The following is a 21,961-nucleotide window of genomic DNA, read 5'->3' as shown; positions in this document are numbered from 1 at the left end:
TTATTTAATTTAACCCACATTTTTCAAAAATTTCATCAACATGCCGTAAATGATAATGATAATCAAAGGCATCAGCAATATCTTCTGGAGAAAGATAATTCATAATTTCACTATTTTCTACCAATGGACGGAATTGCTTTTGTTCATTCCAAGATTTTGCAGTCAATTTTTGCACCATATCATAAGCCTTTTCACGTGAAAGTCCAGCTTCATCAATTAGTTTTAATAGAACTCGTTGTGAATAAATTAAGCCATAAGTACGATCCATATTTTTTAACATTGTTTCTGGAAAGACATCTAAATTAGTTAAAATCCGGTTAAAACGATTTAACATATAATCAATTGCAATAGTAGTATCAGGTAAAATCACTCTTTCAGCACTTGAATGAGAAATATCTCGTTCATGCCACAAAGTTACATCTTCGTAAGCAGTGATTACATGTCCACGAACTACCCGTGCCATCCCTGATAAGTTTTCTGAACCAATTGGATTACGCTTATGTGGCATTGCAGAAGAGCCCTTTTGTCCTGCTCTAAAGTGTTCTTCAACTTCATGAATTTCTGACCTTTGTAAAGATCTTATTTCTGTAGCCCAGTTTTCAATACTCGTTGCAATTAAGCCCAACATTGCAATATATTCAGCATGTAAATCTCTTGGTAAAACCTGAGAAGTAACTGGCTGTTGTGTTAAACCCAGTTGTTTTAAGACACTAGTTTCTACTGCAGGTGGAACATTAGCAAAAGTTCCGACAGCTCCTGAAATTTTACCAGATTCTACACCTTTAGCTGCATGTTCGAAGCGTTCAATATCACGAACAATTTCTGCATACCAGCGGGCAAGCTTTAATCCAAAAGTAGTAGGTTCTGCTTGAACTCCGTGGGTTCTACCCATCATTACAGTATATTTATATTTTCGAGCTTTCTGCGCAATTGTTTCTTTTAGTTTTACTAAATCCTGACGAATAATTTCGTCTGCTTCTTTTAAAAGAACACCTTGTGCTGTGTCAACAACATCAGTTGAAGTTAAGCCAAAATGAACCCATTTCTTTTCTGCACCTAGACTTTCAGAAACAGTACGCGTAAAAGCAACTACATCATGGTGGGTAACTGCTTCTAATTCAGCTACTCTTTCAGCAGTGAAGCTAGCCTTTTCGGCAATTTTTTTGGCATCTTCAACAGGTACTTCCCCTAATTCTGCCCAAGCATTCGTTGCAGCAATTTCAACCTTTAACCAGGCATTGTAGCGATTTTCATCTGTCCAAACTTTGCCCATTTCCGGGCGAGTATAACGTTCAAGCATTTATTACATTTCCCATGGATTCTTAATAACAATAGTTTGTTCACGATCTGGTCCTACTGACACAGTCACTAATGGTAAACCAGTAACTTCTTCAATACGCTTCAAGAACTTCTTAGCATTTTCAGGAAGATCTTCATAATTCTTTACTTCCGTAATATCTTCTTGCCAAGCAGGTAATTCCTCATAAACCGGCTTACAACGATCTAATTCTTTCAAACTAGCAGGATAGTAATCAATTTCTTCTCCATCTAGTTCATAAGCAGTACAAATTTTAACAGTGTCAAAACCAGAAAAGACATCAAGTAAGTTTAAACTTAAAGCATTTAAACCAGACACCCGTTTAGCATGACGCAAAGCAACTGAGTCAAACCAACCCACACGACGTGGACGGCCAGTAACTGTACCATATTCATGTGCAATATCACGAATTTTATCACCAGTTGCATTAGTTAATTCAGTTGGAAATGGACCAGCACCAACTCGTGTAGTATAAGCCTTACATACACCAATTACATGATCAATCCGATTAGCTCCTACCCCAATTCCAGCAGCAATTCCTCCAGAAATTGTATTTGAAGAAGTAACAAATGGATATGTTCCTTCATCAATATCAAGCATAATTCCTTGTGCACCTTCAAAAAGGACTTTTTCATTATTGTCTAAAGCATCATTTACTAACACAGAAGTATCAGTTACATACTTCTTCATTCTTTGCCCGTATTCTAAATATTTTTCAAAAATATCTTCGAATTTAAGTGCAGGTTTACCATACACCTTAGTAAATAACTCGTTCTTTTCTTTTAAATTAGTACGTAATTTTTCTTCAAAAGTATCTTTTTCTAAAAGATCACAAACTCGAATACCAATCCGAGAAGCTTTATCCATATAAGCTGGTCCAATTCCATTCTTAGTAGTACCAATCTTATTTGCACCTTTAGCTTCTTCTTGATATTCATCTTGCTTGATATGGTAAGGCATAATAATGTGAGCACGATTTGAAATTCTTAACTTACTGGTATCAATACCGTTTTTTTCAAGATTGTCCAATTCTTCAAACATAACTTCAGGATTGATAACAGTACCATTACCAATCACAGCACCCTTACTTGCCGCAAAAATTCCTGAAGGAATTAAACGCATTTTAAAGTCTTTACCATCGATTTCGATTGTATGACCGGCATTGTTACCACCATTTGAACGAACTGCCATCGTAGCTTCTTTACTCAAAAAGTCAGTAATCTTCCCTTTACCTTCGTCTCCCCATTGACTTCCTACAACTGCAACTGATGTCATTGAATTTCTCCTCACTAATTTACAAACTGTTTTAAGTTTAACAATTTATAGAATAGTCGTCAAGCTAATTCCGAACAATATAAAAAGATTAAGTTTAAAATGTTATGGTTTATAACAATATTTTATTGATTTAACTTATATTTCGCCTCTAAAAAATATAAATTATTAATAATCTCCAAATTAGCAAAAATCATCTATTTAAGTTTTTTTACTAAAATGTAATCGGTTTGTTTATCATCCCCTACCATAAAAGTATGCTGACTAAATCTTTTGAATCCATCCTTTTCATAAAATTTTTGAGCATTATAGTTCTTTTCCCAAACTCCTAACCACATCTTATCTTTCTTTTTATCATGGGCAATTTTTTCAGCTAGTTGAATTAATGCTAAACCTAAGCCCTGGTGTTGAAACTCATTATCTAAATATATTCTTTCAACTTCCAAAGCATTTTCATCCACATCTTCAGTTTGGGCATCAAACTCATTAACCTTTAAATATCCTGCTACTTCATTATTAACTACGATAAAATAAAATTCACTATTCGGATTTTCAAGTTCATGGGTTAATTTTTCTGATGCATATGCTTCATCCAAGTACTTATTTAAGTCTACTTCACTGTTATCTGCACCAAAAGTTTGCGCAAAAGTTAAACGAGAGATTTTTTGTAAATCTTCTAAATCTTTTCCACTTACTTTTTTAATTTTATAATCAGTTGTACTCATTTAGATCTCCTATTTTTAGGTTACTAATGACGACTCCATTTATTTAAAATTAATTGACCAATTTCTTGCCAATGCGATTCTAAAACGAAATGCCCTCCATCTAATAAATGAACTTCAGCCTTTGCATCATCCTTTTTAAATGCTTCAGCTCCTGGATAAATAAAACTTGGATCATTCTTACCCCAGGCAGCTATTAATTCAGGTTGATATTTTCTCAAATATGCCTGATATTTAGGATAGTTTTTTACGTTATTTTGATAATCAAAAATTAAATCTGATTGCCGTTCCGCATAATCTGGGCTTTGAGTATAGAAATTATCTAAAGTATAACCATCAGGACCTACTGTGTTTGGTTGTTCCCCCCCTTAAATATTGACCTTTAATTGTTTCTGGGGTAAAAGCATTCATATACTTTTTTCTTAACTCAGGCGTAGGATGTTGCCAATAGTTTTCACGACCTGCCCACTTTTTACCTAGTCCTTCTTTATATACATTACCATTTTGACTAATAATTCCTAAAATTCTTTCAGGATATTTAACTGCAATATTAAAACCAATTGGAGCACCATAATCAAATACATACATATAGAATTTATCTAGTTCTAATTCATCAATTAACTTAATTACATATTTAGTTAAATTTTCAAAAGTATAATCAAACTCAGTATGATTGGGAGCAGCAGAATTACCAAAGCCAATATAATCAGGAGCAATGACATGAAAGTTTGATTCTAGCATTGGTGCTAAATGTCTAAACATAGAACTAGAAGTTGGAAACCCATGTAGTAAAAGAAAATTAGGTTTTTCTGAAGAACCACCTTCTCGATAAAATATATCCAATCCATCAATATTTTTTGTTTTAAATTTCATCATTAAATCTCTCTTTTCACTTTTATTATAATATTTTATTACATTCAAGCTAATAAAATAAAAATTCTCCTATCAAAAAAGACCTAGACCGACGTCTAGATCTTTATTGTCATACAAATTGTTTTATTTATTCTTCACCTTTAATAACTTGAGTTTTTAGCATAGAACAAATTACTTTTATCCTTAATTTTCTCTTATAAGCTTATAGAGACCTATTATCCCCCAAATTAAACTAAAAATTCCTAGAATTATATGATTGGTTACTGAAAGATGTGATTTAACTTCTATCATAACCATACAGCTTGCCCAACCAGTAAAAAAGAAACATAAAAAAACAAAAATACTACTTAAGAATACTTTTATACTACTTTTTTTCATAAAATTTTTATACCCCATTTTATAGACTTCTAAATGTCGTCTAGAGGAATTCCTATAAGTATAAGTTTTCCAAGCATAGTACTTATTTTATTCTTCACCTTTAATAACTTGAGTTCTTGGGTTGGATGGAGCTTTTTCTTTAGAAATTACTCCCTTTTCTACTAATTCTTCAATTTGGTCAGGATAATAACCAAGTGAAGATAAAATTTCTTTATTATTTTCACCTAAATTTGGTGCGGCACTATAAACTGGCTTGTAATTTGATAAGGTAAATGGCATCCCAATTGTCTTAAACTTACCACGGTTACCACCTTGATCAATTGTTACAATAGTACCATCTGAATTTAAGTCAGGATCATTTTCAAGTTCATACCAATCAAGGACTGGACCTACTGGAATTCCAACTTCACCTAACTTCTTAGTTAATTCAAACTTATCATAATTTTTAGTATAGGATTCAATTAATGGATACAATTCTTGCTTGTGTAATTGGCGATGCTCCCAATCACTGAATCTTGGGTCAGTAATCCATTCTGGGTGTCCCATGGTCTTTGCAATAGTTTCCCAACTCTTATTGCTATTTTGAACCACGATGTAAACGTAAGCATTTGGATCAGTTTCCCAACCTTTAGCTTTATAAGTCCAACCAATAACCTGCCCACCTTCAGTATTTTCAGAACGAGGAATAGCTTTTCCCCACTTCCAATTTGGATAAACAGCATAGTGAGGAAGCGCACCTAAATTATCAAGCATAATTTGATCACGTAGCTTAATCCGAGTCAAATTCAAAACTGCATCTTGCATTGATTGATAAACAAAAGTACCTTCACCAGTATGTTCTCTTTGAAGTAAAGCTGCCAAAATACCAATTGTTAAATGCATCCCTGAGTTTGAGTCCCCAAGAGCAGCAGCTGATTGAGTAGGAACATTATATTTACCAGTATTCCAACCAGTTGAAGTAGCTGAACCACCAGCAGATTGAGCAACAGGTTCAAAAGCTTTTACATTAGCAAAACGTGAACCTTGATTAAAACCTTTCAAGGAAGCATAAATTAATCTTGGATTCAATTTGTGAAGCTTTTCCCAACCATAACCGGCTTTTTCAGCAGCCCCTGGTTTAATATTTTCAACAAAGATATCAGCATCCTTTAAAAGATCGTACATAATCTTCTTTCCTTCTGGTGCTTTAATATCCAAAGTTAATGACTTCTTATTAGCATTTAATTGTAAGAAGTAAACACTCCAAGAATCCGCAATGTCTAGCAATTCATTTCTAGTTGGATCACCAGTATTAGTACGTTCAATCTTAATAACCTCTGCACCAAGCCAGGCTAATAATTGGGTACATGAAGGACCTGATTGAACTTGTGTCCAGTCAACAACCTTAATTCCTTTTAAGGGTGCATATTCATTAGTTTCATTTTCAATATTTTTGTTATTTGGTTCGTTAGTCATTTTCCTTCTCCTTTTCTGCTGCTTCAAGTGGAGCTAAATCTAACTTAGGATTTAAATTACCAATATGGCCAGATTCTTTACCCATAGCTGGATCAAGTTGGGCATTAATAATATTTGGTTTCCCTGATTCGACTGCTTTAGCAAAAGCATCTTTCATTTGTTGATAGTTTTCTACAAAGTAGTTATCACCGCCAAAAGCCTTTGCTAATAAGTCATATCTACCTTTGGGATCAAGAGTAGTTGGGCCTAATTGATTTGGTACAACTTGGCCAATCCCATTGTATATCCCCCCATTATTAAGAATGACGACAGTAATTGGTAACTTATAACGACAAATCGTTTCCATTTCCATACCATCAAAACCAAAAGCACTGTCACCTTCAAGAGCGACAACTGGCTTTCCAGTTTCAATGGCAGCGGCAATGGCATAACCCATACCAACGCCCATGACACCCCAAGTACCAGTGTCTAAGCGGTGACGAGGAAGTTGCATACCAATCATGTCACGACCTATATCTAAAGTATTGGCACCTTCACTTACCAAGTAAGTATCAGGATGCGCCTCAAAATATTCTTTAATTGGATCAATGGCAGCATAATAACCAAATTCTGGTTTTACCTTACCATTAGCAATTCGAGTAGCAAACTTTTTATCATTTTTAGCAGTATCGGCTGCAATAGCATCAAGCCAAGCTGAATCTACCTTATAGTTGGTTGCTTTAACTGCTGGTACTAACTTATTTAAAATTGACTGAATATCACCTTGCAATGGGGCATCAATTTTTTGTGATGAATCAAACTGAGTTGCATCAATATCCAACTGAATAAACTTAGCATCTGGATTAAATTCTGGTGCATCACCATATGAAAGCATCCAATTCAAACGTGCACCTACTAAGATAACTACATCAGCGTTCTTTAATGAAAGTGAACGAGCTGCGGCAGCTGAATGCTTACTATCATCTGGAATTACACCTTTTGCCATTGACATTGGCAAAAATGGAATATCAGTTGCAGCTACTAATTCTTGCAATTGCTTTTCAGCCCGATCATAAGCAGCACCCTTACCAATAATCATTAATGGCCTTTTAGCAGATTTAATTAAATCTACTGCTCTTTGCACGGCAGCATCACTTGGTTCTTGCAAGGGAGCGGGATCAACTGGAGTAAAAATCCCCATGTCTACTTGATCTGGAGCATTATTTAATTGAGTAATAGTGTCAGCAGGTAAATCTAAATAAACACCACCAGGGCGACCGGATACAGCAGTTCGAACTGCACGAGCAACTGCTAAGCCAACATCTTGCGCACGATCTACACGGTATGCCTTTTTACAAAATGGTTTAGCGGCATTATATTGATCTAATCCTTCATAATCTCCTTGAGATAAATCAATAATATGTCTTTCAGAAGATCCTGAAATCATAATTAATGGAAAACAGTTCTTAGTTGCTTGAGCTAAAGCCGTCAAACCATTTAAGAATCCAGGAGCAGATACTGTTAAAGCTACACCAGGTTTTTTAGTTAAAAAACCAGCTGCCGCTGCGGCATCAACTGCAGAATCTTCACGTCTAAAGCCAAAGTACTTCATTCCTCGTAATTCCATTAAACGAGCCAAATCTGTTACTGGAATCCCAACAATTCCATAAACATTGTTTATGCCATTAGCCTGAAGTGCTTTTACTAAAATATTGGCACCAGTCCTATTAAGAGAACTCTCAGTCATCTCTTTACCTCCATACTGCAATCTATCTAGTTTAATTATGTTATAATTTTTTTCAAAAATTTTTTCAAATAATAAAACTTCAAATTTTAATTTTTCTAAAATAATTCTTTTTATTTGAACTTGATTTTTTAAAATTTTATTCTTAGTTTTAGAAGTAGTTTAATTGTAGAGGTTATATTATGACAAAAATCTTAATTGATGATATTGTACCTATTCTAATTATTATGATTTTAGGGTATATTTGCGGAAAATTTTACTTTTTTGATAATGACCAACGACAAGGGTTAAACAAATTAGTCTTAGATATTGCTTTACCTGCTGCCTTATTTATTTCAATTGTAAAAGCTACCCGCTCAATGTTCGTTCAAGATATTCGTTTAACAATTGTCTCAATTGTTGGCGTAGTTGGGTTATTCATGCTCAGTTATTATCTAGATCGCTTACTTTTTCACCGCACCATTCAACAAGCTGCTGTTTGTGCTCTAATTGCAGGCTCACCAACAATTGGTTTTTTAGGATTTGCCGTACTTGATCCTATTTATGGAAATGATGTAACTACTAACTTAGTAATTGGAATCGTTTCAATTGTAGTTAATGCCGTTACCATTCCTTTAGGACTTGCTTTAATTAACAAAGGGCAAGCTTTAACCAAAAAGAAAATCAAGACCGAAAATACGCCCGCAACAACTGTTAAAATTAAGGTTCCAATTGGGAAAGGAAAAAATACTACTTACAAAGAAGAAATAAGAACAATTGCTAAAGATGCTCCAATTACTCCAGCTGAAGCAAAAGCTCTTGGTCCCAAAGCAAATGAACACGAAATTGATATTGCAAAAGCTGATAGCAATAGTAAAAAGCCTGAAAAGCACTCTTTAAATCCAACTCTTAGAGCTGTCATCAATGCAGTAAAAAAGCCAGTTGCTGCTGCACCACTACTTGCTGTTATCTTAGTCTTAATTGGTATCCGGATTCCGGACTCTTGGGCTCCGACTTTCGATTTGATTGCTAAGGCTAATGCGGGAGTTGCTGTTTTAGCAGCTGGATTAGCCTTATCTACGGTTAAATTTTCAGTTAACAAAGAAGTTATTTGGAATACTTTCTTTCGTCTGTTTTTAACACCTGCAATCATCGTAGCTTTTGCTTATATCATTGGAATGGGATTTGAACCTAATAAAATTTCTATGTTAGCCTTAGCTACTGGACTTCCACCTGCATTTTCTGGAATTATTATTTCTAGTCGTTATAATATTTACGTTAAAGAAGGTGCTAGCTCCGTCGCAGTTTCAACTGTAGTTTTTGCAGTGAGTTCGATTTTTTGGATTTGGATTTTACCAATTATTGCTCATTTAATCCATTAATAATTATTTAAGTATAAAAAGAGGGTTTGAAGAATTAATCTTCGAACCCTCTTTTAATTTAACATTTCACTTGCATAAGGTAGCTCAAGTGATGGATTAGCATTTAAAGTTTCATCGCTAAATTTATTATTTTGATATAAATTATAAGCAGCTGCTCCAATCATAGCCGCATTATCACCGCATAATTTTAAATCTGGCATAATTACTTTAGGTCTTTGCTTTTCTGAAAATTTTGCAATTTCTTTCTCTAAGCGTTCACGTAACCCCTGATTGGCAGCTACTCCACCACCTAAAATAAATGTCTTTGGTTGGTATTCCTTAATCGCTCTAATTGTCTTAGCTGTTAATACATCAACCACTGCTGCTTGAAAACTTGCAGCCAAATCATATTTATCTAATTCTTGGCCAATTTGTTCTGCATGGTGAGTCGTATTAATAAAGGCACTCTTTAACCCAGAAAAAGAAAAATCATAATTATCTTCTTCCATCATGGCACGCGGAAAATTAAATGTATCTTTTCCTTGATGTGCCCATTTATCAATTGTTTTACCTGCTGGATAATTTACTCCTAAAACACGACCAATTTTATCATAAGCTTCTCCAGCTGCATCATCACGTGTATCACCAATTATTTCGAAGTCAGTTGGACTTTTCATTAAAACCAATTCTGTATGACCACCTGATACTTGGAGTGCTAAAGCAGGATATTCTATTTCATCCTTTAGCTGTGCAGCCATAATGTGGCCCATAATGTGGTCAACTCCAATTAGAGGAATTCCTGTAGCCATTGAGGTTGCCTTTGCAGCGCTAACCCCAATTAATAAAGCTCCTACTAATCCTGGGCCATATGTTACAGCAATTGCATCAATATCTTTCCAGTCAGCATTAGCCTTTTGCATGGCTTCTTTAGTAATCTGGGTAATTACTTCAATATGATGGCGACTTGCCACTTCAGGAACTACTCCCCCAAAACGCTGATGACTCTTAATCTGAGTAGCAGTTACTAAACTTTCAATTTCACGTCCATTTTTTATTACTGCTGTTGAAGTTTCATCACATGAACTTTCAAAAGCTAAAATTCGTACATCTTTTTTTGTCAATTTACTTTTTCCTGTTCTTGTATTCTCAATTGCTTTATCATGCTCAACGCATCTTTTTTCTCTTGGAGATAATAATTTTTTCTAATAAAATTTGGTACAAATCCAAATCTACGATACATTTGCTGAGCTTTTAAATTATCTGTCCGCACTTCCAAAGTCATTTGAACAGCATGATTTTTACAAGCAATTTGTGTCATTACTCGTAATAATAAACTACCAATTCCTAACCTTTGAAAAGCCGGCTTAACTCCAATATTTGTAATGTGCCCTTCTTGCCCTTGCAGACGCATCCCGATAAAAGCAACTAACATTGCCTGATAATAAACAACAATATATAAAGTATTTGTCTCTTTTTTTAACTCTGACTCAAACGACTCTTTATTCCACGGAGTTTTTCCGGTGTAAATTTCTTTTTCTAATTTAATTAATTCTGAAATATCAGTTAATTTTGCTGGCATTACTTGCATTACCTTTTGATTACAAGTAAAAGCAAAGGGGGCAAATGATAAATCCAAAGTTGGAGCATGAAAAAACTTATTAAACTTCTTCCACATAATCACTATCTAACCCATAATCTTGTCCAGTTTTCTCATGCCATTGCATTTCAGCTTGAGTTCTTCTTAAATACTTGGGAATCATCTTATCTGGATCAACAAGACTAGCTGTTTGTCCAAGAAAACCCACTTGAGCTGCATGAACTTGATTTAAATCTCCAGCTAATTGAACTGGTTCAATTTCTTTCCAGACTTGCATTATTTTATCTAAATAGGTCTCAATATTACTGCCCACAAAAATAACTTTCTTAGTCAACTTCAGCTTCTTAAGCTGTTTTATTAAATCCTCTAAAGAATAATGTCCATCTGGAACAACATTCTTTAATGTCCCTCCACTTTTTAGATAAGCACCTGCAAAGAAATTATTATTTCGCGCATCTATTTCAGGAACAATAATCACATTTTCTTCATCAATTCCGTTAGCCAAAGCTGCTAAAGTTGAAACCCCTACAAGTTCTTTATTTAAAATTGTCGCAAACATCTTCGCAGTTGTAATTCCAATCCTAAGACCAGTATATGAGCCTGGGCCTTGAGCAACTGCAAACCGATCAATATCTTTTAATGAAAGGTTATTTTCTTTTAATAATTCAGAAATTAACGGATCCAAATGTTCACTATGATTTCGATTATCTTCTTCATTTTTTTCAGCTATTAATTTTCCATCTACCACTAATGCAACACTTAAATGATTAGTAGCAGTAGTTATACTCAAAATTTTCATTAAGTTTTCCTTATTTAAAGTATCTATTAATTTTTACTCGTTGTAATGCTTGTAAAATAATATATCCAATTGCAATCTGAAGCCAAGGGACGATTAATTCCTTCGCAATTCGTTGCAAAAATGCTAGTTTCAAATTAATTCCATATAAAAGATGGAGCCAATATGTGTTTAACAAAATATTTACAATGATGGTTACTAAAATGGTGGCAATTGCAATTCGCCATAATTTAACAGGCTGATGGTATAAAAATAACCCATAAATCACCACTGCTAAAACTGCCGATAAAGTGAACCCTGGAAAAAAGCCACCTTCAACTCCAAAAATAGCAGATGAAAGTAAATCACTTATCAAAGCACCAAAGCCGCCCCAAATTGGCCCAAAATAGTATCCTAGCATTATATTTCCAATAAACCCTAATCCTACCTTTAAGGTAGCTGGTCCAAAAGAAATTTTTTGTAAGACGATATTGATTGCTACTAATAATGCTAAAAATACTAAAGATTGTAAATTAATCTTTTTATTTTTTATTTTCACAGGCATCACATTCCTTTTAAATTATTTTAAATTCTTCCAGCTTATTTTGGCTAAGGCTGCCACTTCATCGCCAACTTTAATTTCATGATGTGTCTCTAATTTTTCGCGATCAATAAATTTCTCTATCTCTACTACTTCATCATCATAAATTTCTCTTTTAAAAGTAATATTTAAGTGACTTGGTAAGTGAGTATTTAAAAAATCTCTTTCTAAACTATCAATCAACCACTCAAAATACTTACTATTTGTTACATGATGATTGGTATCAAGATCATAGTATTTTACTTGATAAGTGTCCTTAGTGCTAACTTCTTTTAGAGAACGAGCTCTTTTGAAACGGACAGTCTTTTCTTCTAAGCCATCAAAACGATCAATAATATCTTTGTCAGGTGGAACCATTTTTCTTTTCTTTAAATCAAACATTATCCACTGACTTTTAACATTAAGCAAAGTTTCACCCTTCATGTTTTTGACACTAAAGTCACGGTAAACAAAGAAGCGGTTATATCCACTTGCTTGTGTTGAAAAGATCACTTTTTCATCAGCTTTGGGCAAAGATTTAATATTAAAATCATAATCTAATACTACCCAACCTAGGCCTTTTTCTCCTAAGTCTTCTACACCAGCTCTTTTTAAATTTAATTGGGTGTTAGAAGTTTCCATCATATAATCTACCAAGGCCGTTAATTTTAAGCGACCTTGCTCATCACAATTACTAAAACTAATCGTCTTTTCTAAATCAAATGTATCCATAAGTTATCCTTGATGATATTTGTCATACAATTCATTTTTTGAAACATGGTACTGTTTAGCCACTTGCTTAATAGCATCTTTTTTAGAAATACTATCAGCTACTAAATCTTTAACCTTCTGAATTAACTCATCCCATGACAATGTCTCTTCTTTTTCAGAATTCGGAGAAACAAGTACTACATACTCACCCCGAGGATCATTTTCTTCAAAGTATTCATTAATCTCTTGAATAGTTCCGCGAAGATATTCTTCATGAATTTTAGTTAATTCACGCGCTAAAGCAATTTCTCTACTTGGTTCTAAGACAGTTGCTAAAGTTTTTAAGGTCTTCTTAAGTCTGTGTGGAGCTTCATAAAAAATTGAAGTCCCTCTGAACTCCTTCATTTTTTCAAAAAATGGTACTTGTTCACTAGCCTTGCGTGGCATAAACCCCCAATAGGTAAATGGTTGAGCATCAAAACCAGAAGCAATTAAAGCAGTCGCAAATGCAGATGGGCCAGGTAATGAAACAACTGGGATATCATTCTTGATACATTCTTGCACCAAATAATATCCAGGATCAGAAATTACCGGCATTCCTGCATCTGAAATTTCTGCAATATTTTTTCCTTCTTTAAGCAACGCAATTAATTCAGGTGCTCGACTTTTGGAATTAAACTTATGAAAAGAAATCATATGATTATGAACACCAATCTTTTCAAGCAAAATTCCGCTTGTTCTTGTGTCTTCAGCAGCTATGTAATCACTTTCTGCAAGAATTCTTTTAGCACGTAAAGTAATATCTTCTAGGTTACCAATTGGAGTCGGTACTAAGAATAAGGTACCCACTTTATTGTTTTTAAAGCTACTTTGCTTTTGCATCTAACTATCCTTTCTGCGTCTTTGAGTTACTAGTCCCGCTACCGCCATCTAAGATACTTAGACAAAGCATACAATCTTCATTTTCATCATGATGTAATCCATAGTATGTATTACAAATATGATAACCAGATTTATAAATATTGCGCACTGCTGCTAGTCCTTCTTGAGAATGGACTTCAGCTGGTTCAGGTTTATTTTTATTTAACTTATCTAATTTTTCTCTTAAAAGTTGGTTCTCAACTCTTAACTCTGTATTTTCTTTTAAAATATCTAGGATATCACCCTTTAAACCAGTAACAGTCTCAGACATTTCATCTAACTTGTCATGTAATTGTGATAATTGTGAAAAAGGATCCAATTTTTTCGTACCCCTATGCTTCAAACTTTATTGCCAAATAACTAAGAGCATTTGTAAAACTAACATTACTTGCTCTCATTTTATCAATTTCTACTAATGCATCTAATAATTCAGCATTTTTAACTAGATTAACAGATTTTTCTAAATTATCAATTGCTAATTGCTTTAATTGATAGAGAATAATTTTTTGAATGCTTATCTTAGATGCACCAGAACTAAGTCTCTGTGCCCTTACAAAAGCCAAATCATTTTTTTCCATTAACTCTTGATACAAATATTTTACTTCTTGTGCTACTTTACTCCAATCTCCAGCTTCTTCGATTTCCTCTTTAGTTAAACCATACTCCAGCAACTTTGCTTGAATACTATCACCTTGTTCATCATTAAATTTAATGATCTGGGTTCTTGAACGTACTGTTGGTAAAATTGCATTGGCATTATTAGTTATTAAAATTGTAACTACTGGTGCACCTGGTTCTTCTAACAAGTTAAGTAAAGCATTATTAGCAGCCAAAGTCATTTTTTCTGCATTTTCAATTATGAAAAATCTCATCTTTCCTTTACGAGAACTTTTTGCCAGTTCTTCTTTTAAAGGTCTTATTTGATCAATAGAAATTGATTGTTTTCCACCTTCTAGTTTAACACGAAAAATATCAGGATTGTTTTCTGTTAAAATTCTTCGACATTCATCACAAGTTCCATCTGGTTTTTGGACGGCTTCACAATTAAACAAGCATGCGAACCAATAAGCTGTTTCAAGAGCTTGCGTTTGAATTGTATCTTCAAAAAGATAAGCATGGGCAACCTTATTATGTTCAAAAGCTTTTTTTAAAAACTCTGCTTCTTGTTTTCCAATATTTTTTAAATTAATCATTTTATTTAAAAATTTCTGGTAAGTTATTTTGAATTACTTCAATGCTATTTTGTACTACATCATCAAGCTTTTGGTTGGCATCAATGCGATGCATTCTTGCCGGATACTTTTTAAGTACCTCTTGATAACCTTGGTACACTTGCTCATGAAAACTTAATTTTTCTTGTTCCAATCGGTCTTCTTGATCAGGTCGTTCTTTCTTTATCCTAGCCAAGCCATCTTCTGGCTTAATATCTAAAAATAATGTTAGCTGTGGTTCTAAATGTTCTGTAGCAAAATCATTAATTAATTTCACTTCATCAATTCCTAGTTTTCTTCCCATTCCTTGATAAGCTAAAGAACTATCTACAAAACGATCAGAAAAAATAATTTTTCCTTTCTTTAAAGCTGGTAATAGCACCTCGTGAACATGTTGACTACGCGAAGCCGCATATAAAAGTGCTTCGGTAGTTGCATCCATTTCATTATTATGAGGATCCAAAATGATTTTACGTATGTTTTCTGAGATTTGAGATCCACCTGGTTCTCTTGTAACTAAATATGGGTATTTTAATTTGGGCGAAATTCTTTTAATAATTTCGTTTAAGACAGTAGTCTTACCGGCACCATCAGGGCCTTCAACTGTAATTAAGTATCCTTGCATGAATAATTTCCTCCACTTTGCATTGTACTGGAAAATCTAAATTAATGACAGTGTTTGTTTTAACTAAGTTTAAGAAGAAAAGAAAAAGCCCAAAAAATTTAAATTTTCGAGCAAATTTCATTAATATTATGAACTTAATTATATCCAGTAAGTTTTATTTTCTTTGTTTCTTACTTACAGCTAGTCCTAAAATTGCACCTACACTAGCAATCATTAACCCTAAAACACTTGCTTTATTTGCTTGATTACCAGTTTGTGGTAAAACTTTAGCCTGGTTATTTTTTCCTTTAGAAAGATTTCTCTGATCAAATCGTTTCTTTTCTTTTACAGAAAGAGAATTACCAAGATAGCGAGAAGTTTCCCGACGGGTGGTATAAGTTTTACGTAATTTAGCAGGTGTTCTATGAACTTTTGATTCTCCTTTGGTGTCTTTAGCATGGGGCGCAACAGTAATAATAACTGGCACTTCAAGAGTTTCACCATTTGGATAAGTTACTACCACTGTTCCTGTTATTTTTCCAGCTTCGGCAGTCTCTGGGGTCTTCTTCCAAGTGTACTTAGTACCCTTGGGAAAATCAGTTTTATTCTTAATTCCAGTAGAAGCTTCTGGAAGTTTCCCAGTAGGAACAACAATTGGATTAGGAACTGGTTTAGTGGAAATAGTTGGTTGACTAGTTTGAGGAATTTGTGGGGTTACTGGATTTCCACTATCTTTAGTCGCTGGAGTTGAGGTATCTGGGTTAACTTCAGGCGCTGGAATATTCTTACCAGAATCTATAGTCGGTTTTACCTCTTTTTCCACGTAAATAATAATTGGTGCTGGATTATTTGAACCAAATGTAATTTTATCTGGAACTGTCTTATTCGTAATCACCCATCCTTCTGGTACATTACTTTGGATATTAGTAAGAACAGTCTCATTCGTCTTACCATTCACCTTGTAAGTCTTAATTATCTTACCAGCTGGATCGACGTAATTAATTACTTGAGTATGGTCATTGGCAGTGTAAGTAAAGGTTACTGTTGAATCACTAGTATTTCCTGTTACTGCTACTTCTGAAGCCGCATCTGGATTAGTTACTGTGTAACCTGCAATTTCTGGGGCTGTTACTGCATCAAACTTAGCATCTTTTGTGTTCCAAGCACTGTAAGTTACTTCTCCTGTTACTAAGTCTTCAGTAGCAGTTCTATGAAGTGTTACTGATTCAATCTTGTAAGTTTCTATCTTATTAGTTACTGGATTCACATAATTAATAGTTCTAGTTACAGTCTTGTTCACTTTATCTGCTTGACTTGGATCCTTAGTTGCATGTTCTACGTAAACAATCGTGTCCTTAAGTGGGGTTGATCCAAATGTGAATGAACTTGGTACTTGTTGTCCACCAACTACTTGCCAGTTAGCTGGTACTTGAAGTGTTACTGGGATAGTTTCACCAATTTCTCCTGGTACTTTTTGGGTACTTACAACATCATTATGATCAGCGTTGTTGACAAACTTGATTGTAGCTGTTTGTTCTGCCTTAGTGTAGTTGACAGTAACTACAACGTTATTCACTGGACTTCCATCAGATAAACCATTAGCTGAAGCTACGTAGTCTTTACCATCCTTAGTAGTGATTTCACCACCAGTGATGGTTCTAGTGTATCCACCAGCACTTGGAATTTCTACTTCTGGGAAACTGATTGAATTATCAGTCATATTTGAAGTCCAGTCAGTGTATGTCACTTCACCGGTTACTTCATTAGTTGACTTAGTTCTGTAGAAGTCAAGGGTTTGCGTTACTACTTGTGGCTTTTTACCTTCGATATTTGCAGTAATAGTTCTGGTTACTTGATGGTAAACATCACTATTATTCTTATCGGTACCTCCATCAACTACATCAATCTTAGGTTGAACCTTAACAGTGATGTCACCATTATCTTTACTATCTGCATTAAATGGAACTGTGGTTGGTACTTTGGTATTTGGTACAACTTCATAACCACTTGGAATATTCAATGGAGTATCACCACTATTATTACCAATAGTTACACTTGTTCCTGTTTTACCACTTACAGTTTGAGTGCCTACTGTCTTACCACTTGGCTCAACGAAGTTAATCTTTCTGGTTTGTTCATTTGCAGTGTAAGTAAAGGTTACTGTTGAATCACTAGTGTCTCCTGTTACTGCTACTTCTGGAGCGGCATCTGGGTTACTTACGGTGTAACCTGCTTCTGCTGGAGCAGTCACTGCATCAAACTTAGCAGTGTTCCAAGCACCATAAGTTACTTCATTAGTTGCTAAGTCCTTAGTTGCGGTTCTCTGAAGAGTTACTGTTTGATCTTCAACCTTAGTAGTCTTACCTGCTACTTCAGTTTCAATCGTTCTAGTAATAGTCTTGGCGACATTATCCTTTTCACTTGGATCCTTAGTTACGTCTTCAGTCTTGTGGTCTACGTAAACAATTGTGTCCTTAAGTGGAGTTGAACCAAATGTGAATGAACTTGGTACTTCTTGTCCACCTACTACTTGCCAGTTAGCTGGTACTTGAAGTTTTACTGGGACTGTTTCACCAATTTCTCCTGGTACTTCTTGGGTCCCAACTATATCATTATGATCGGCGTTATTTACGTACTTGATTGTAGCTTTTTGAGCTACTTTGACATAGTTAACTGTTACCTTACTGGCGTACCGTCTTTTAGGCCTGAGTGTGCTGCTACATAATCCTTGCCATCCTTAGTAGTGATTTCACCACCAGTGATGGTTCTTGTGTATCCACCAGCACTTGGAATTTCTACTTCTGGGAAACTGGTTGAATTATCAGTCATGTTTGAAGTCCAGTCAGTGTATGTCACTTCACCGGTTACTTCATTAGTTGACTTAGTTCTGTAGAAGTCAAGCGTTTGCGTTACTACTTGTGGCTTTTGACCTTCTATATTTACAGTAATAGTTCTTGTTACTTGACGGTAATCACTATTACTCTTATCATGACGTCCATCTACTGTATCAACCTTTGCTTGTACGTGAACAGTAATATCACCATTATCTTTATTATCTGCGTTAAATGGAACGTTAGTTGGTACTTCAGTATTTGGTACAATTTCGTAACCACTTGGAATATTCAATGGAGTATCACCACTATTGTTTCCAAGAGTTACACTTGTACCTGTTTTACCACTTACAGTTTGAGTTCCAACTGTCTTATCAGTTGGATCTACAAAGTTAATCTTTCTAGTATGTTCATTCGCAGTGTAGGTAATAACGACATTATCATTTTTATCGTTAAATTTTACTGCTTTCAATGGAACTTTAACTTTATCTGGTGTATAGCCTTTTACTTCTGGCACAGAATATTCTTCCCAAACAGGATTATTACTCTTATACGCAATAGGTTCATCAACATAAGTTTGATTACCATCTTGAGTAAAAGTTACAATTTGGGATTCACTCTTTGGAGTAATATCTTTTGGTAATCCTTCAAAAGTAATCGTTCTAGTGATATTCTTAGAATTCTCCACTTTATTTGGATTTACTTTGAATAAAATCAAATTTCCAACATTACCATCATTATAATCGAAGACACCAAAAGTATAACCAGCTTGCTCAGTGTTAGGTAAAATAGTCCACTTAAATGAATCTTTAAAGTTTTGAATATTATCAGCGTTTACTTCTTCACCCGAATTTTCAAGGTAATTTTTAATAAATGAATCTAAATTAGTCACATAAGTACTTGGATCATTGTCTACACTTGCACCAAGCTTTAATTCATTATCTGACTTTAATAGTAAGGTATCATTGCCATCAGCTGGTAAAGTTGCAATTTCTTTTAAAGAATCACCATATAAGTTACTATCTAAAATAATTGGATCTTTGCCTGGAATAGTAACCTTAATACTTGGATCATTTGTCGGTTCAGGATTGACATAATCGCCATCTTCATCTTTGGTGTAATCATATGTTGGAGCAACTTTCCATTCAATGGTCGTACCTACAGGCAAAGCGCCTAAATTACCAATATAACTGGATGCACTGGGGATGGTATCTATATTATCAATAGTGCTATCGCCCTCTCCATTTTCAAAGTAGGGAGCGTCACTAATAATTGGAGTTTCACTAATTGGATGAACGAATACTGTTGCAACTTTGTTTGCAGTACCAAAGCTCATTAAGTCTTCTGGAAACTCTGACTCATCATCCAACTCAAATCCTAATCCTTCAATCGTAGTGTTAAAATTGCTTTCAACAGCATCCCTATTTGCAAGAGATTCCTCTTCATCTTCGTTCTTAGCCTTATCACCAACCCATTCATAATGCGCAACTAATGAATTATTATCGGTGTTGATAATATTTAGACTATTTTTTACTTGATTTTCTTTAACTTCTTGTTCTGCTTTTCTTACTAAAACTGGAACGTCTACCATGACATCCTTAGCCATGGGAGTATCAGCATCCATATCTTCATAGGTTAACTTAGCTGTACCATTTGTATTCCCAATCTTAGAAACATCCGGCTTTTCTGTCCAAGCTATACTTGCATCATCACCATACTGAGCTAATTGTTCTTGCGTAAATAACTCATTCAGGTTTAACTCAGGTACTTGATTTTGTTCAGTGTATAAAGGTGAACTAGTCAAGCCAGTTTCAGTCTTAGATTGATTATTTTGTTCAGTAACCTCTTCACCTTTTTCTTGCGTAGCAACTTGATTTACTTTTTCATTAGTTTCGCCGGTACTTTTCAAATTTGTTTCTTGAGAAGTAGTTTCTTCACTATTTAAAGAAGTATCTTGATCTTCTTTAGTACTTTCTTTAGAAACCGGCTTTGCATTACTTTCTACAACTGCAGTAGACGAATCTGGTGCTACTGTTTCCGCATGAACTATATTTCCATTCCCCATTACAAAAAAAGTGGTTCCAAGTAATACGCTGCATAATCCAACTGTATACTTACGCAAACTGAAACTTTCTTGCTTCCCATTTAGTTTATTTTTAAAATTAGCATCTTGCTTGTGCTTCATAATCCAAACTTTCCTTCTTTTTTCTACTTTCCATTATTTTTTATTTTATTATATCACTTTTTGTTATTTTTACCCCTTCTAGCACAAACTTAATATATAAAGTTCGATTATATCCCGTAAATATGGACTTTTTAGTTACACTAATTTTTACATTTTTGTCTTTTTATTAAAAAAGACAACAAATAATATTCCAATATTGTAATTTTTGTTATGAAAAAAACCTCAAAAGTAGCTAACTTTTAAGGTTTATCTCATCAATTCATCTCTAGGTATAAATTTTTCTCTAAATAAAACTAATTACTGAGTAATTACACTATCTGAATTACTTGAAGCTGTATGTCTTCTTCTAGCTTCATTATATAAAAAATTATACTTTGCATGTAAAATCTTGTCTGCAATCCGGTTGTCGGTAGACAAATCTAAGGTTGTCGGTTCAAATGTTTTTTGCATTGCAATTTGTCGTTGCAATCTAGTAACTGTTGCAATTAATCGACCATCCCCAACTTTTTTGATATCAATTTTTTCTCTCATAGGATAGTTCTCCCCTGAACCGCTCTTTTTAGTGTTATTGAGTTTGCATATTCAATATCGCTTCCTACCGCTAACCCTGCTGCTAAGCGAGTAATTTTAATGCCTGCTGGCTTTAATAATTTTCCAATATACATACTAGTTGCTTCACCTTCAGGAGTAGAATTGAGCGCCAAAATTACTTCTTTAACTTGATCATTTTTTTGTAATCTCTTTATTAAAGACTTGATATTAATTTCTTCTGGTCCTACTCCATCCATTGGTGAAAGCACCCCATGAAGAACATGGTACAACCCACTATATTCGCCCATTTCTTCAAAAGCCATCACATCTTTAGGTTGTTCTACAACCATAATTGTTGATTGATCTCGATTAGCATTTGTACAAATTTCACAAGGATCTTGTTGCGTAATATTGCCACAAATTGAACATGAATGAATTTCTTTTTTTACAGCTTCCAAAGATTTAGAAAAATCTTCTACATCTTTTTTATTCATATCTAATGTATAAAAAGCAAGTCTAGTTGCTGTCTTTTCACCAATTCCTGGTAATTTCATATAGTTTTCAATTAAACGTGTAATTGGCAAAGGATATTGCATTCCTACATCAGTCCTTTAGTATATTTTCCCATTGAAGCTTGAGTAGCATCTTCTACTGCTTGAATACCTTTATTCACAGCATCAATAATTAAATCTTGTAACATATCTGGATCTTCAGGATCAATTGCTTCAGCTTCAATCTTGATATCTTTTAACTTACGATCCCCACTAAAAGTGGCCACTACCATATCATCAGCTGATTTACCCACAAATTCTTGAGTAGATAAATTTGCTTGTTCTTCAGCCATTTGCTTTTGCATTTTTTTGGCTTGTTTAATTAGGTTTTGCATGTTTCCCATGTTTCCCATTCCACCAAAATTAGGTCTTTTTCCCATTTT

Annotated in this window: 22 protein-coding genes; 1 reads left to right on the top strand and 21 read right to left on the bottom strand. The window is 34.3% G+C overall.

Annotated features, from left to right (window positions below):
• Positions 1–4: 4 nt before the first annotated feature.
• The 7 genes from purB to oxc all read right to left on the bottom strand — a co-directional run bounded on the left by purB (position 5) and on the right by oxc (position 7,744).
• The gene (gene purB, locus FP433_RS01930) at positions 5–1,300 is read right to left on the bottom strand and encodes an adenylosuccinate lyase (protein ID WP_265483376.1); all 1,296 of its coding nucleotides are present in this window, start codon (positions 1,298–1,300) and stop codon (positions 5–7) included.
• Between the two features lie 3 nt (positions 1,301–1,303).
• Positions 1,304–2,593 (bottom strand): adenylosuccinate synthase, encoded by a 1,290-nt coding sequence (locus FP433_RS01925; RefSeq protein ID WP_265486916.1) that lies wholly within the window; start codon positions 2,591–2,593, stop codon positions 1,304–1,306.
• Between the two features lie 194 nt (positions 2,594–2,787).
• On the bottom strand, positions 2,788–3,315 hold the full coding sequence (locus FP433_RS01920) for a GNAT family N-acetyltransferase (RefSeq protein ID WP_265486914.1): 528 nt from the start codon (positions 3,313–3,315) through the stop codon (positions 2,788–2,790).
• Between the two features lie 23 nt (positions 3,316–3,338).
• On the bottom strand, positions 3,339–3,533 hold the full coding sequence (locus tag FP433_RS01915) for a hypothetical protein (protein WP_265486912.1): 195 nt from the start codon (positions 3,531–3,533) through the stop codon (positions 3,339–3,341).
• A 115-nt stretch (positions 3,534–3,648) separates the two neighbouring features.
• Positions 3,649–4,188 (bottom strand): alpha/beta fold hydrolase, encoded by a 540-nt coding sequence (locus tag FP433_RS01910; protein ID WP_265486910.1) that lies wholly within the window; start codon positions 4,186–4,188, stop codon positions 3,649–3,651.
• Positions 4,189–4,650: 462 nt separating this feature from the next.
• A complete protein-coding gene (frc, locus tag FP433_RS01905; RefSeq protein ID WP_265486909.1) occupies positions 4,651–6,018 on the bottom strand; it encodes a formyl-CoA transferase in 1,368 nt (455 codons plus the stop codon).
• Entirely contained in the window at positions 6,011–7,744 is a 1,734-nt protein-coding gene (oxc, locus tag FP433_RS01900; protein ID WP_265486906.1) for an oxalyl-CoA decarboxylase, read from the bottom strand. The genes frc and oxc overlap by 8 nt, the downstream gene beginning before the upstream one ends.
• A gap of 179 nt (positions 7,745–7,923) precedes the next feature.
• On the opposite strand from oxc, the gene FP433_RS01895 reads away from it, so the two are divergent.
• Complete coding sequence (locus tag FP433_RS01895) at positions 7,924–9,102, top strand: AEC family transporter (protein WP_265483383.1); 1,179 nt, start codon at positions 7,924–7,926, stop codon at positions 9,100–9,102.
• 53 nt (positions 9,103–9,155) lie between these two features.
• Here the strand turns inward: FP433_RS01895 and tsaD are convergent, their stop codons facing one another.
• The 14 genes from tsaD to FP433_RS01825 all read right to left on the bottom strand — a co-directional run bounded on the left by tsaD (position 9,156) and on the right by FP433_RS01825 (position 21,958).
• On the bottom strand, positions 9,156–10,202 hold the full coding sequence (tsaD, locus tag FP433_RS01890) for a tRNA (adenosine(37)-N6)-threonylcarbamoyltransferase complex transferase subunit TsaD (RefSeq protein ID WP_265483385.1): 1,047 nt from the start codon (positions 10,200–10,202) through the stop codon (positions 9,156–9,158).
• The gene (gene rimI / locus FP433_RS01885) at positions 10,199–10,756 is read right to left on the bottom strand and encodes a ribosomal protein S18-alanine N-acetyltransferase (protein WP_265484648.1); all 558 of its coding nucleotides are present in this window, start codon (positions 10,754–10,756) and stop codon (positions 10,199–10,201) included. The genes tsaD and rimI overlap by 4 nt, the downstream gene beginning before the upstream one ends.
• The gene (gene tsaB, locus FP433_RS01880; protein WP_265483386.1) at positions 10,740–11,477 is read right to left on the bottom strand and encodes a tRNA (adenosine(37)-N6)-threonylcarbamoyltransferase complex dimerization subunit type 1 TsaB; all 738 of its coding nucleotides are present in this window, start codon (positions 11,475–11,477) and stop codon (positions 10,740–10,742) included. The genes rimI and tsaB overlap by 17 nt, the downstream gene beginning before the upstream one ends.
• A gap of 10 nt (positions 11,478–11,487) precedes the next feature.
• Positions 11,488–12,018 carry a folate family ECF transporter S component gene (locus tag FP433_RS01875; RefSeq protein ID WP_265483388.1) on the bottom strand — a complete coding sequence of 177 codons (531 nt, stop codon included), beginning with the start codon at positions 12,016–12,018 and terminating at the stop codon, positions 11,488–11,490.
• 15 nt (positions 12,019–12,033) lie between these two features.
• Positions 12,034–12,765 (bottom strand): acyl-[acyl-carrier-protein] thioesterase, encoded by a 732-nt coding sequence (locus tag FP433_RS01870; protein ID WP_265483390.1) that lies wholly within the window; start codon positions 12,763–12,765, stop codon positions 12,034–12,036.
• A gap of 3 nt (positions 12,766–12,768) precedes the next feature.
• Complete coding sequence (gene rsmI, locus FP433_RS01865) at positions 12,769–13,626, bottom strand: 16S rRNA (cytidine(1402)-2'-O)-methyltransferase (RefSeq protein ID WP_265483391.1); 858 nt, start codon at positions 13,624–13,626, stop codon at positions 12,769–12,771.
• A gap of 4 nt (positions 13,627–13,630) precedes the next feature.
• Positions 13,631–13,984 carry a DNA replication initiation control protein YabA gene (gene yabA / locus FP433_RS01860; protein ID WP_265483392.1) on the bottom strand — a complete coding sequence of 118 codons (354 nt, stop codon included), beginning with the start codon at positions 13,982–13,984 and terminating at the stop codon, positions 13,631–13,633.
• 13 nt (positions 13,985–13,997) lie between these two features.
• Positions 13,998–14,858: a DNA polymerase III subunit gene (locus tag FP433_RS01855; protein WP_265483394.1), complete on the bottom strand. Its 861-nt coding sequence runs from the start codon at positions 14,856–14,858 to the stop codon at positions 13,998–14,000.
• Between the two features lies 1 nt (position 14,859).
• Positions 14,860–15,501 (bottom strand): dTMP kinase, encoded by a 642-nt coding sequence (gene tmk / locus FP433_RS01850; RefSeq protein ID WP_265483395.1) that lies wholly within the window; start codon positions 15,499–15,501, stop codon positions 14,860–14,862.
• A 154-nt stretch (positions 15,502–15,655) separates the two neighbouring features.
• A complete protein-coding gene (locus FP433_RS01845; protein ID WP_265487241.1) occupies positions 15,656–17,875 on the bottom strand; it encodes a mucin-binding protein in 2,220 nt (739 codons plus the stop codon).
• Positions 17,876–18,156: 281 nt separating this feature from the next.
• Positions 18,157–20,496, bottom strand: coding sequence for a mucin-binding protein (locus FP433_RS01840; RefSeq protein WP_265486904.1), 2,340 nt, complete (start codon positions 20,494–20,496; stop codon positions 18,157–18,159).
• 297 nt (positions 20,497–20,793) lie between these two features.
• Positions 20,794–21,027, bottom strand: a complete 234-nt coding sequence (locus tag FP433_RS01835) for a YaaL family protein (RefSeq protein ID WP_265483399.1) — start codon at positions 21,025–21,027, stop codon at positions 20,794–20,796.
• Positions 21,024–21,623 carry a recombination mediator RecR gene (gene recR / locus FP433_RS01830; RefSeq protein ID WP_265483401.1) on the bottom strand — a complete coding sequence of 200 codons (600 nt, stop codon included), beginning with the start codon at positions 21,621–21,623 and terminating at the stop codon, positions 21,024–21,026. The genes FP433_RS01835 and recR overlap by 4 nt, the downstream gene beginning before the upstream one ends.
• A 2-nt stretch (positions 21,624–21,625) precedes the next feature.
• Entirely contained in the window at positions 21,626–21,958 is a 333-nt protein-coding gene (locus tag FP433_RS01825) for a YbaB/EbfC family nucleoid-associated protein (RefSeq protein ID WP_265483402.1), read from the bottom strand.
• Between the last annotated feature and the right edge of the window lie 3 nt (positions 21,959–21,961).

Origin of the sequence: Lactobacillus sp. PV012, assembly GCF_014522325.1 — a bacterium.
GTDB lineage: Bacteria > Bacillota > Bacilli > Lactobacillales > Lactobacillaceae > Lactobacillus.
The sequence above is the reverse complement of the archived record's forward strand: the minus strand, read 5'-3'. Positions and strand labels throughout refer to the sequence as shown.

Coding starts and splice junctions, on each gene's coding strand:
- purB (WP_265483376.1), bottom strand. CDS start 1,300: ATGCTTGAACGTTATACTCGCCCGGAAATGGGCAAAGTTTGGACAGAT.
- FP433_RS01925 (WP_265486916.1), bottom strand. CDS start 2,593: ATGACATCAGTTGCAGTTGTAGGAAGTCAATGGGGAGACGAAGGTAAA.
- FP433_RS01920 (WP_265486914.1), bottom strand. CDS start 3,315: ATGAGTACAACTGATTATAAAATTAAAAAAGTAAGTGGAAAAGATTTA.
- FP433_RS01910 (WP_265486910.1), bottom strand. CDS start 4,188: ATGATGAAATTTAAAACAAAAAATATTGATGGATTGGATATATTTTAT.
- frc (WP_265486909.1), bottom strand. CDS start 6,018: ATGACTAACGAACCAAATAACAAAAATATTGAAAATGAAACTAATGAA.
- oxc (WP_265486906.1), bottom strand. CDS start 7,744: ATGACTGAGAGTTCTCTTAATAGGACTGGTGCCAATATTTTAGTAAAA.
- FP433_RS01895 (WP_265483383.1), top strand. CDS start 7,924: ATGACAAAAATCTTAATTGATGATATTGTACCTATTCTAATTATTATG.
- rimI (WP_265484648.1), bottom strand. CDS start 10,756: ATGTGGAAGAAGTTTAATAAGTTTTTTCATGCTCCAACTTTGGATTTA.
- tsaB (WP_265483386.1), bottom strand. CDS start 11,477: ATGAAAATTTTGAGTATAACTACTGCTACTAATCATTTAAGTGTTGCA.
- FP433_RS01875 (WP_265483388.1), bottom strand. CDS start 12,018: ATGCCTGTGAAAATAAAAAATAAAAAGATTAATTTACAATCTTTAGTA.
- FP433_RS01870 (WP_265483390.1), bottom strand. CDS start 12,765: ATGGATACATTTGATTTAGAAAAGACGATTAGTTTTAGTAATTGTGAT.
- rsmI (WP_265483391.1), bottom strand. CDS start 13,626: ATGCAAAAGCAAAGTAGCTTTAAAAACAATAAAGTGGGTACCTTATTC.
- FP433_RS01855 (WP_265483394.1), bottom strand. CDS start 14,858: ATGATTAATTTAAAAAATATTGGAAAACAAGAAGCAGAGTTTTTAAAA.
- tmk (WP_265483395.1), bottom strand. CDS start 15,501: ATGCAAGGATACTTAATTACAGTTGAAGGCCCTGATGGTGCCGGTAAG.
- FP433_RS01840 (WP_265486904.1), bottom strand. CDS start 20,496: ATGAAGCACAAGCAAGATGCTAATTTTAAAAATAAACTAAATGGGAAG.
- FP433_RS01835 (WP_265483399.1), bottom strand. CDS start 21,027: ATGAGAGAAAAAATTGATATCAAAAAAGTTGGGGATGGTCGATTAATT.
- recR (WP_265483401.1), bottom strand. CDS start 21,623: ATGCAATATCCTTTGCCAATTACACGTTTAATTGAAAACTATATGAAA.
- FP433_RS01825 (WP_265483402.1), bottom strand. CDS start 21,958: ATGGGAAAAAGACCTAATTTTGGTGGAATGGGAAACATGGGAAACATG.